The sequence below is a fragment of the Leeuwenhoekiella marinoflava DSM 3653 genome, from assembly GCF_900129005.1.
Lineage (GTDB): Bacteria > Bacteroidota > Bacteroidia > Flavobacteriales > Flavobacteriaceae > Leeuwenhoekiella > Leeuwenhoekiella marinoflava.
The window spans coordinates 264,984-276,008 of sequence record NZ_FQUN01000008.1; the positions used below are offsets into that span (position 1 = coordinate 264,984).

The following is an 11,025-nucleotide window of genomic DNA, read 5'->3' on the forward strand; positions in this document are numbered from 1 at the left end:
CTTAAAATTTTATCTTAACTTTTGCTTGCTTGATGGTGTCGTATGCAATCACCTCTTCACGCTCTAAAGTAACCTTACCTTTACCCACCTCTTTAGGCACGCGCTCTTTCCACGCAAGTGTAACAGCATCATCTGCCACAGCAATAAGTTCGCCGGTTATTTTTGAGCCGTCTTGAAGCTTCACTTCAAGATCTCTACCTTCATTTTTTTTGTATTGTCTTTGATTTACCAAAGGCTCTGTAGCTCCCGCAGACATAACATCAAGAGAAAAATCTTCTTCCTCTCTATCCAAGTTATGCTCTACCTTACGACTTACATTAATGCAGTCTTGTACGGTTACACCTTCGTCTCCATCAATAGTAACAACAATCTCATTGTTACCTTTAATGGTCATATCTATCAAAAATAAAGAGCCATACTCTTCAAATGCCTCTTCTAAAAGAGTTTTTACGCGTTCCTTCAACATGTTCCTATAAAAAGAGGGGACTCAATGTGTCCCCTCGATTAATTTTCTTAATTCAACACTGCAAATATAATAATATTTATCAACATATAAAATAGAACAACCTCTCTATTAAATGCTTAACTTTAATAAGCCCATTTTAAACCCTATACCTTTTAAAAACAGTTTGTTATGATAAAAAAACTACTAGTACCTACAGATTTTTCTGAGCAAGCAGACCAAGCCTTTGAAGTTGCATGCCAGCTTGCTAAGCGTTACAACGCTCAATTGCACCTGATTCATCTGATTGAATTTCCCCACACGATTTTAGAATCTGTGACCGGAACTCAACGTTTTGAGCCCCCAGAAGCATTGTTTTTTCTAAAGATGGCACAGAAAAGTTTTCAGGAGTTGAAATCTCAACCTTGCGCTAAAGGTATTGAAATCATCGAGATGGTGAAATTCAATAATATCTATCAAGGAATTTTAGATTATGCAAAAAGCGAATCTATTGACACAATTATCATGGGCTCTCACGGAACCAGCGGCTTCGAAGAACTTTTTATAGGCTCTAATACCGAAAAAATTGTAAGACACGCAACACGACCGGTTTTAGTAATTAAAAAACAACACATCCATTTTAAAGTCAAAACATTAGTTTTTGCCACAGATCTTGACGATGACAATGTAAAACCCTTAAAAAAGGCTTTTGAATTCGCAGAAGCTGAGGAAGCCACCCTAAAATTGGTTTACATAAACACACCAGATCGTTTTGAAACTACCGAAAAGATTACAAGCTTATTCGAAACCTTTTCTGCAAAAATCAATAAAACCATAAATGATTTTGAAATTTATAACGATCTTAAAGTGGAGCGTGGCATTATGAATTATGCAAAAAATTTAAATGCAGATCTCATAGCTATTGGCACACACGGCAGAAAAGGACTAGCACATTTTTTTAACGGTTCCTTAAGTGAAGATTTGGTCAACCATGCTAAAAGACCGGTATTGACTTTTAAAATATGATTGGATAGCTATTGACTCAAAAAGGTTAATAAATCTCTAAATAACATTCTTTTAAAATTTAAGAATTAAAAATAAAAGTAGCTTCAAATCATCAATTAATTAAAGTATTGAAGTGCTTTGTGAGTGAACATTCAACTTAATAAAACACACCAAACTTTTAAATCTGATTATTGAGTTAAAAACTAAAGCTATGCATATCGAAGGTCAAAACATCACCGCAAACCTATTTCAATTAATAAACCAAAATTGTACTGACAAATCTGCTAAAGCCAGAATTATTCAGAAAGCAATCTTGAAAAAATTCTTTAAAGCATCTGAAGTTATAATTACTGAAAGAGAAAACACCTTTCACATCACGATGAAACCCGTATTATCAAGCGCACCGGAAACAGAAGTGACCCTTGAAATACCTCAAAAACACATCGCTTCGTTGTTACAGGATTGCATTAAAAATGATCCTAAAGGTAGGGCAAATTCAAGCCAAAAGTAGGGCAACTCCCAGGCAAAGCCTAGGCATCCCCTAGGATAGTGTATGAAGAGTGTATGAAAACCGCTTTTTAAAAGTGTAAAATTAAGATTTTATTAACAATACAACGACTGGTTTACGGTACATTCGGCCACACAAAAGAGAATAAAAAACCCGCACTCTTTTGAGATGCGGGTTTTATTGCAGTTGGCCTACTAGGGCTCGAACCTAGACTCTTCTGGACCAAAACCAGACGTGTTGCCAGTTACACCATAGGCCATTAACCTTTCCTTTTAAAAAAGGAGACACTCACCTGACTTGCGAATGCGGCTGCAAATTTAAAACAAAGTTTTTGTTCAGCAAATATTTTTTCAGGAAAAATTTAATTGAAAAATATTTCTCCTCCCCAAGCGTTTAAAGACCTGTATAGTTACGCTTAAAATCAATCAAAATCAACGCTTCAGCAATTCAACGATTTAGTTAGTTCATAAATATAGAATTCATTATCGTATTAATTCTTAAATTCGCCCGAATATAAAACCAAGGCTTTGCTAAGGTCTTTACGATTAAACCAATTTATATCGAGGAAACCCTCGAAACGTTCAAATCTCACTTGTGAGTTAAATCTGCCTTATGACAAACTTCAATTTCCCGAAGTATACTAAAATAGTAGGATGGTGTGCTTTTGCCATCGCGCTCATCTCGTATAGCTTAACTGTAGAACCTACTGCCAGTTTTTGGGACGCGGGAGAATACATCTCTACTTCGTCTAAGTTAGAAATTGGCCACCCACCCGGAGCACCATTATACCAAATGCTTGGAGCCTTTTTCTCAATTTTTGCTCCAGACAGCACCTATGTTGCGCTTTGCGTCAACTTTATGTCATGCTTAGCCTCAGCATTTACCGTTTTATTTATGTGCTGGTCAATCGCATTACTCTTGCGTAAATTACTCAAGCGAAACAAAGAAGTATTAACTTCTTATGATGAGATAGCAATTTTAGCAGCTTCATTTATTGGCGCTACAGCATATGGGTTTACAGACAGTTTCTGGTTTAGCGCTGTTGAAGCTGAAGTTTACGCGATGGCGATGTTTATGTTCTCTGCTTTATTTTATGTTGCTTTACTTTGGGAACGCGATATGTTTAAATCTCGCGGAAACCGCTGGCTCATGCTTATCTGCTTCATCATCGGTTTATCTTTTGGGGTTCACTTTATGGCATTGCTTGCTATACCCGCAATTGGATTCCTGTATTTTTTCAAGAATTATAAAAAGATTACCATCAAGAATTTCATCTTAGCCAACATTATCGTTGTTGGTATTTTGATGTTCATATTCAAATTCCTACTACCCTATACACTAAGCTTTTTTGGCTACGCCGAAGTTTTCTTCGTCAACACCTTTGGACTTCCATTTAATAGCGGAACCATCGTAGCAGGAATTGTATTTATAGGCATCTTCTACTACTTACTAAGCTTCACCAGAAAGAAGTCGTATTACCAGTTAAACACCTTAATACTTTCTATACTTTTTATATTCATTGGCTTTTCGAGTTGGCTCATGCTACCCATACGTGCAAACGCAGGCACAACCATTAACGAGAACAACCCAAATAACGCTCGTAAATTACTAGCATACTACAACAGGGAGCAATATCCGGAAACACATTTATTTTATGGCCCTCAGTTTACTGAGATTTTTGGCGGATTAGATGCTGAAAATCCATATATAGATGGAAAGCCCAATTATGAGAAAGATGAAGAAAGCGGCAAATACGTCATCATAAATGAATGGAAAAACTCCGTTCAAAATTCCGAAGACCGTCACAAGGTATTTTTACCCAGAATGTGGAGTACAGACCACATAGCCAATTACATGCAGTTTACCGGTCCGCTTGATTTTCAGGTAAAACCTGAATACGCAGACAATCAAGAACTACAGCAAGCTGTTGCTAAATTTAAGACAGATTATGCGCAAGGCAGAATAGACAACGAAGGATTTCAGTCCTTTCTAATGCGTATTAGACAATATATAAATGTAAATCCACCTTCTTTTGGAGACAACCTGGCATATATGTTTGATTTTCAATTCGGCTATATGTACTGGCGGTATTTTATGTGGAATTTCACCGGACGCCAGGATGACGTTCAGGGGAAATACGACGACCTCCACGGAAATTGGTTAAGCGGAATCCCTTTTATTGATGAAGCTCGACTAGGACCACAGGAAAATCTCCCTACCGACGTTTTAGACAATAAGGCAAGAAACACGTATTTCTTCTTACCGCTTATCCTTGGATTATTAGGCTTGGTTTTTCAGGCAAGTAAAGACAAGAAGAGTTTTTGGGTTTTGCTTGTGCTTTTCCTTTTTACCGGTATTGCCTTAAAGATCTATCTCAATGAGCGTGCATTTGAACCTCGCGAACGCGATTATGCCCTTGTAGCTTCGTTTTACGTTTTTGCAATCTGGATAGGTTTTGGTGTATATGCACTATACGATATGCTTAAAGAAAAAATTAGTGCAAAAATTGTATTGCCGGTTGTCACGGTAGTTTGCTTACTAGCAGCCCCCGTAATTCTAGCCGCTCAAAACTGGGATGATCACGATCGCTCCAACCGAAAGACCGCTCTTGCAATGGCAAAAATGTATTTAGACAGCTGTGATGAAAACGCCATACTATTTACTATAGGCGACAACGACACTTTTGCACTTTGGTATGCTCAAGAAATTGAAGGTTACCGCCGCGATGTTCGTATTGTAAATACCAGCTTATTTCAAACTGCGTGGTATATAGATGACATGAAACGCAAAGCTTATGAAAGCGCTCCTATTCCTTCACAACTAACTCATGATAAGTATGTCGCAGGAAACAGGGATGCCATTTTTTATAACGAATTACGTCCTAATGACACCTTAGATATCAAAACCTGGATGAACTGGATTGCCAGTGACGACCCCAGAACTATGGAAGAATTACAAAGTGGCAGTATGGTTCACTCCTTCCCTACGCAACACATCAGCATACCGGTAGACAAACAAAGTGTTTTAGCTAACGGAATAGTATCTCAAGAAGATGCAGATGAAATAGTCTCTGAAATTGTAATCAATCTTAAAGAAACGGTTATTTACAAGAACAGACTCTTGATGCTAGACGTTATCGCAAATAACAACTGGGAACGTCCAATCTATTTCACCGGCGGAAGCTTTGGTGATGACGATTACCTCTGGATGAAAGATTATTTACAACTAGATGGAGTTTGTTATAAACTGGTTCCTATTAGAACCCCTATAGATCCTCAGGCTCCTTATGATATGGGGCGAATAGATGCTGATAAGTTTTATGACATTGCAACCAACTGGTACTGGGGTAACAGTGGTGATCCTGATATTTATCACGATACAGAAACCCGCCGAAATGGAATCACCTATAGAGGAAATTTGGCACGTCTTACCGAAAAACTAATCCAAGAGCAAAAGTTTGATAAAGCAAAGAATATCTTAGATCTGGCAATGGAAAAGATGCCGGTAGATATTTTTGAATACTACACACTTTTAGAACCCTATATCAGCGGGTATTATGAAGTAGGCGAACAAGCAAAAGCTCGTGAACTATGGAATGCCGTTGCAGGTAAATATCAGGAAAAACTGGATTACTGGAGCTCCTTAAATCTCGAGAGACAATACAAGTATGCTCAAGATATCATCACTGATATTGAACGCTACCGCAGTCTTGTTGATCTTTTGATTATAAATCAAGATCAGGAGATCATCCCTGAGAAAGCTAAAGAGTTCAACGCATACCTGCGTAAATTCAGTCAGTTTTATGGTGAAGACGAGACCGAACCGGAAACTGTGCAACCCACCGAGCAGACTTTAGACTCCTCAATTGCGATACCTGCCGGGACAGACACCACAGAGTAATGTCATTTAAAATTAACTTACCCGTAAAGACGCCTAAGCTACTTAAGCGTCTTTATTCCGGGTACGTATGGGATAAAACCCAAGACAATAAAAGTCAAAAAAAACTCTACCTCACTTTTGATGATGGCCCCATTCCTAAAGTTACTCCATGGGTATTAGAGACGTTAGCTCTATACGATGCTAAAGCAACTTTTTTTTGCATTGGTGAAAACATCAAAAAAAATCCACACATTTTTCAGCAACTTACAGATAGTGAGCACAGCATAGGCAATCACACCTATAACCACTTAAAAGGTTGGGGTTGCAGCAAAACTGCTTACATCAATAATATGCTGAAGACTGAAACCGAGATTACCACTTACGCGAAGCCCCAAAAACTCTTCAGACCTCCTTACGGAAAAATCAAGCGCAATCAGGCAAAAACAATACAGAAAATAGGCTATGAGATCATCATGTATGACACCATTGCTTGCGATTGGGAAAAAGAACTAAGTGGAGATGCTTGTGCTGCTAATGTAATCAACAATGCTGAATCAGGAAGCATCGTAGTTTTTCACGACAGTCTCAAAGCTGAAAAAAATATGAGACACGCGTTACCAAAAGTTTTAGATCATTTCAGTAAACTAGGATATACTTTTGAAAAGCTTTAGATAAATTTTTGAAAAACTGTAATGAGAGTCTGAGCATCTTGCTCACCGCTCTGACGCCACTTCATCTCACCCTTTTTGTAAATAACAAGCGTAGGCAAGCCTTTTATGCGCAATGCTTCTGCAAGTTCAAGATTTTTATTTATGTCAATTTTTACCACTTTTACCTGATCTCCCAATGCAGCCGCCACATCACGCAATATAGGATTCATAATTGCTGATCGCTCATCAGATTCAGTATAAAAATCTAACAAAACCGGTACGTCCTGATCAATAAGTGCTCCAAATTTTGACATAGCTTCTGGTCTTTAGAAACCTAAAGATAAGGTTTATAGCTAAAAAGTATTTGTAATATTTAAATAAAGTAACTTTAGTCAGATTTTCAGAAATAACCTGACTTACACACTCATTTCTAAAACTTAAATTATGTTTATTTAATGGCTAAATTAGCAGAAACAACAGATATACTACCAGATCCAGAAAAACGCTCTCCGAAAATTTCTATATAATCACCAGGAGCAAGCTGAACTGTACCTACTATAGGAAGTGCCAGAATCCCCGAATCACTTACAAAAAAACCACTGGCTCCTCTACCGTAAACCTTAGTATCAGTTAAAACAGTTCCATTTTTAGCAATATATAGAATAAGCGTTAAGTCTGCCGATGCCTGATAAGAAACTGAAGCGTTTATTTGGAAATAGCGTGTTTTTTTTCCACGATAAGTAATTCTATTTTCTCCTACTTTTTCAAATCTAAATAGGTTATTTGATGCTGTTGTCCCTTGAATCTTTGTTCTACCAGAGCTTCCTGTAGTAGAAAAGGTTGTAATAGCACCAGAACCCACAGGAAATGAAAAATTAATATCTCCTGTAGCTGCATTATCAGATTCCACAGGTATTCCGGGACAGTTCACCGTCCAGTTATTTGTAAAATTATAGCCCGTATAGCTCCCGGCTGTATACCTGCTAACATAAGGATTACTAGACGTACCTGAAAAAACAGTACTCAACAAAACCCCATTACTTACGGTAGGATTTGCACTTACATCAAAAGCAATAGCCGATCCATTGACCGTGCTAAATCCACTCACTTTTTGAACCAGACTAAAAGCACCTGTTAGTTTTTCATAAGTTCCACTATTTGAACTCAGCCACGCCTGATTATTAAGCAACAGATTTCCAATATCTGAATAGGTAATTCCATTAGCATTACCTACAAATTGAACAATATTCCCAAAAAACAATCCCAAGCCGGAAATTGAACCTACACTGGTTGTTGTATTAACAATCACCGTGTTTTGAACCAATAAGGTTTCAGCAGCTGTACCGGCAATCTCAAAAGCTTTTTGACCTGTAATGGTTACATTACGGATACTCCCTCCTTTAGAACCTTTAAAAACCACCCCTCCGCTATAACTCAGAACGTCTTCATTAGCGTCCAAACCAGAAACATACGCGCCATTAAGATTTATGGGAGCAGATAATTCAATTGTACCATTTATTTCATAATACGTATTTTCTTCTAACGTAATAGCACTTCCCGAAACGGCCGGAAAATCTGCCTCGCTCTTTACTAATACAAAATTATCACGAGTTTCAGCTCCTTTTAATTGAGACCAAGAACCTGTTTCATAATAGTAAAATGCAGATTCGTCGGTATCATAAACTAAAAGACCCTCAGCAGGGTCACTTATTGCCAAGCGCTGAGTGGTAGTCATTCTGGGTGTAAGAATACCTTGAGTAGTAGAGTTTACATCAAGCAATGAAGAAGCATCAGGACTGGTAGTTCCTATACCTATCTGAGCAAAACCAGTTATACTCAACAGGAGCATAACACAAAAGAGAAATCTTCTCAAATACATAAATCAATAGTTATTATTTTCTATTAAATTATGTATTTAAACGATCAAAATAAACACTTTAAATCCTTTTAACAGAAAAAAATTAAATTTAAGTAAGAAATACCTTTCGTTAATCGATTTAGTATTAAATCTTCTTTTTAAGCTTAATCACGGTAACTTCTGGCCAAATACCTACTCTTCCGGGATAGCCTAAATAGCCAAAACCTCGATTTACATTTAAAATACGATTATTTTCTTTGTAAATACCGGCCCAATTCTCATACCTGTATTGCACCGGGCTCCATCTTATAAACCCGGGAATTTCGATACCAAATTGCATCCCGTGTGTATGACCGCTCAAAGTTAACTGATAATTTTTAGGATCTTTTTTTAGACGCTCTGCCCAGTACGATGGATCGTGACTCATCAAGACTTTAAAATCTCTTTCAGTTAAACCCTCTGAAGCTTTATCTATATCACCGGCTTGCTTAAAACCTGCGCCCCAATTCTCAACACCTATTAATGCTATACGTCCACTACCTTTCTCTAACCAAACATGTTCGTTTAGTAAAAGATGCCAACCCATTTTACGCTGCAAATCTTTTAGACTCTCAAGATTTTGAGCTTTAGCATTTTGAAATTCCCAATTGGCATAATCCCCATAATCGTGGTTACCTAAAACCGAATAGACGCCATCTTTTGCTTTAAGAGTAGAAAATAAGGAAGTCCACCCCTCCACCTCCTTTGCAAAATTATTTACCAGATCTCCTGTAAATAAAATCACGTCGCTCTGTTGTTTATTTATCAAATCCACACCATAAGCAATCTTCTCTTCATCATCAAAACTACCGCTATGCACATCGCTTATTTGGGTAATGGTGTACCCATCAAAAGCTTCCGGCAGGTCTTCAAATTCTAAATCATAAGACAACACCCGGTATCTGTATTTCCCTTTATACATTCCGTAGATCAAAGAAACAAAAGGAATCGCCGCAACACCAAGCGCAAGAGCACTGACAAATTTCCGCCTTGACGGAAAATGAAATGAAGATTGACTATTGAACATCCTGGAAAATACTGCTATAAAGAATCGAACGACATCTTCTCCACACATAAACAGCACTAAAAGCAATTTTGGCACGAAGAAAACCAGAAACCACCCAAATACATACATCTCTTTTGTTGTGATTCCTTCAGAACGATCCATTGTTGAAAGTGTATAGATAAGGACTGCGAGAACAGCAAGAGACACTATTATGTAAAGAGCGTTAATCAGTAAACCTTTAGAAAAGGTTCTAAATGCCTGAAATGCATAAAGATCTACCAGAATATAAAAGACAATAAAAAGAAACCAACGCATAATTCAATTTTAAGAACAGCAATATTAGCAAAGCCTCGTACAGAATATTTAAATATGATCTTATTTTTTTGAGAATAAAAACACTGAGATTATTTAACGCTTTAGTAACTTTCCTTTTTTAACTACTACACACATGAAACGCCGTAATTTTATTACTAAAACCAGTTTAAACACCCTCGCTTTAGGTTTGGGAATTAACAGTCTGGCTAATGCCAATTCCAAACAAAAAAACCTAAAATTGAAAACATCAAATAAACCTGCCAGCGATCCGGTTGCTATTTGCACCTGGGAATTTACACAAGCAAATGCCACTGCAGGTGCTTTATTAGACCAAGGTTTGCCCGCTCTTGACGCTGTTATAAAAGGTGTTGCTGTAGAGGAAGAAAATATAAAAAATACAACAGTAGGTAAGGGAGGTTCACCAGACCGCGAAGGCAATGTAACATTAGACGCATGCGTTATGGATCATACCGGCAATTGCGGATCTGTAATGGCTGTGGAAAACATAACCAATGTTGCAGCATTAGCACGTAAAGTAATGGAAGACACGCCGCACGTAATTCTTGCCGGCAAAGGCGCTGAAGAATTTGCAGTGCAAAGCGGTTTTACAGCAGAAGATCTTTTAACCCCCGAAACCGAAAAAGCTTGGAAAGAATGGTTAAAAACTTCTGACTACAAACCAGTCATTAATATTGAAAACCACGATACCATTGGGATGTTAGGTCTTGATAAAGACGGTAACATTTCAGGAGCCTGCACAACTTCCGGTCTGGCTTATAAGATGAAAGGTCGCGTAGGTGACAGCCCGGTGATAGGAAGCGGTCTCTTTATAGACAATGCTATAGGTGGAGCTGCTGCAACAGGCATGGGAGAAGAAGTCATTAAAACTGTAGGTAGTTTTTTAATTGTAGAATTGATGCGCAATGGCATGTCTCCGCAAGAAGCTTGTGAAGAAGCGGTAAGCCGTATTGTGACTACAAATCCTAACCATACTAATTTTCAAGTAGCCTATATCGCAATCAACAAAGAAGGTGAAACGGGATGTTACTGCATACACCCGGGGTTCAAAATGATGAAATATAGCAACGGAAAAAACAATCCGATTGCTGCAGGCAGTCACCTAAAATAATGAAAATCATTAGTTTATTTTAAGGCTTTTTTTGTATTCTACTCTTTTTTAAAACGAAAAAAATAACTTAGTTTTGTTTCGTGCCTTATGGCGAAAAATATTCAAGACTGTTATAATTGACTTGTAATAATCAATTATGATTTGGGGTGAAAGCCAGCTCTCGCAGCTGGCTTTCTTTATTTTACAAACTCAAT

9 protein-coding genes and 1 tRNA gene are annotated in these 11,025 nt (G+C 37.7%); 5 read left to right on the forward strand and 5 right to left on the reverse strand.

Annotation, left to right across the window (positions count from 1 at the left end):
* Window position 1 precedes the first annotated feature (1 nt).
* Complete coding sequence (gene rimP / locus BUB91_RS08600; RefSeq protein ID WP_073098819.1) at window positions 2-466, reverse strand: ribosome assembly cofactor RimP; 465 nt, start codon at window positions 464-466, stop codon at window positions 2-4.
* 168 nt (window positions 467-634) lie between these two features.
* On the opposite strand from rimP, the gene BUB91_RS08605 reads away from it, so the two are divergent.
* Window positions 635-1,468 (forward strand): universal stress protein, encoded by an 834-nt coding sequence (locus BUB91_RS08605; protein WP_083557886.1) that lies wholly within the window; start codon window positions 635-637, stop codon window positions 1,466-1,468.
* Between the two features lie 190 nt (window positions 1,469-1,658).
* A complete protein-coding gene (locus BUB91_RS08610; protein WP_073098820.1) occupies window positions 1,659-1,958 on the forward strand; it encodes a hypothetical protein in 300 nt (99 codons plus the stop codon).
* A gap of 183 nt (window positions 1,959-2,141) precedes the next feature.
* Here the strand turns inward: BUB91_RS08610 and BUB91_RS08615 are convergent.
* Window positions 2,142-2,214, reverse strand: a tRNA-Gln gene (locus BUB91_RS08615).
* A 353-nt stretch (window positions 2,215-2,567) separates the two neighbouring features.
* Between BUB91_RS08615 and BUB91_RS08620 the strand changes: the two genes are divergently transcribed.
* Together BUB91_RS08620 and BUB91_RS08625 are read left to right on the forward strand one after the other, a co-directional pair.
* On the forward strand, window positions 2,568-5,855 hold the full coding sequence (locus BUB91_RS08620) for a glycosyltransferase family 117 protein (RefSeq protein ID WP_073098821.1): 3,288 nt from the start codon (window positions 2,568-2,570) through the stop codon (window positions 5,853-5,855).
* The gene (locus tag BUB91_RS08625) at window positions 5,855-6,505 is read left to right on the forward strand and encodes a polysaccharide deacetylase family protein (protein WP_073098822.1); all 651 of its coding nucleotides are present in this window, start codon (window positions 5,855-5,857) and stop codon (window positions 6,503-6,505) included. Before BUB91_RS08620 ends, BUB91_RS08625 begins: the two co-directional genes overlap by 1 nt.
* Here BUB91_RS08625 and BUB91_RS08630 read toward each other — a convergent pair.
* From BUB91_RS08630 to BUB91_RS08640, 3 genes are all read right to left on the reverse strand, one after another.
* A complete protein-coding gene (locus tag BUB91_RS08630; RefSeq protein ID WP_073098823.1) occupies window positions 6,502-6,798 on the reverse strand; it encodes a thioredoxin family protein in 297 nt (98 codons plus the stop codon). The genes BUB91_RS08625 and BUB91_RS08630 overlap by 4 nt on opposite strands.
* Window positions 6,799-6,932: 134 nt before the next feature.
* Window positions 6,933-8,363, reverse strand: coding sequence for a hypothetical protein (locus tag BUB91_RS08635; RefSeq protein ID WP_073098824.1), 1,431 nt, complete (start codon window positions 8,361-8,363; stop codon window positions 6,933-6,935).
* A 124-nt stretch (window positions 8,364-8,487) separates the two neighbouring features.
* Window positions 8,488-9,702 carry a metallophosphoesterase gene (locus tag BUB91_RS08640; protein WP_073098825.1) on the reverse strand — a complete coding sequence of 405 codons (1,215 nt, stop codon included), beginning with the start codon at window positions 9,700-9,702 and terminating at the stop codon, window positions 8,488-8,490.
* 133 nt (window positions 9,703-9,835) lie between these two features.
* Between BUB91_RS08640 and BUB91_RS08645 the strand changes: the two genes are divergently transcribed.
* The gene (locus BUB91_RS08645; RefSeq protein WP_073098826.1) at window positions 9,836-10,831 is read left to right on the forward strand and encodes an isoaspartyl peptidase/L-asparaginase family protein; all 996 of its coding nucleotides are present in this window, start codon (window positions 9,836-9,838) and stop codon (window positions 10,829-10,831) included.
* The last annotated feature ends 194 nt before the right edge of the window (window positions 10,832-11,025 follow it).

Bases quoted from the DNA above. Each gene is read 5' to 3' on its own strand.
- BUB91_RS08610 (WP_073098820.1), top strand. From the start codon at position 1,659: ATGCATATCGAAGGTCAAAACATCACCGCAAACCTATTTCAATTAATA.
- BUB91_RS08605 (WP_083557886.1), top strand. From the start codon at position 635: ATGATAAAAAAACTACTAGTACCTACAGATTTTTCTGAGCAAGCAGAC.
- BUB91_RS08645 (WP_073098826.1), top strand. From the start codon at position 9,836: ATGAAACGCCGTAATTTTATTACTAAAACCAGTTTAAACACCCTCGCT.
- BUB91_RS08625 (WP_073098822.1), top strand. From the start codon at position 5,855: ATGTCATTTAAAATTAACTTACCCGTAAAGACGCCTAAGCTACTTAAG.
- rimP (WP_073098819.1), bottom strand. From the start codon at position 466: ATGTTGAAGGAACGCGTAAAAACTCTTTTAGAAGAGGCATTTGAAGAG.
- BUB91_RS08635 (WP_073098824.1), bottom strand. From the start codon at position 8,363: ATGTATTTGAGAAGATTTCTCTTTTGTGTTATGCTCCTGTTGAGTATA.
- BUB91_RS08630 (WP_073098823.1), bottom strand. From the start codon at position 6,798: ATGTCAAAATTTGGAGCACTTATTGATCAGGACGTACCGGTTTTGTTA.
- BUB91_RS08640 (WP_073098825.1), bottom strand. From the start codon at position 9,702: ATGCGTTGGTTTCTTTTTATTGTCTTTTATATTCTGGTAGATCTTTAT.
- BUB91_RS08620 (WP_073098821.1), top strand. From the start codon at position 2,568: ATGACAAACTTCAATTTCCCGAAGTATACTAAAATAGTAGGATGGTGT.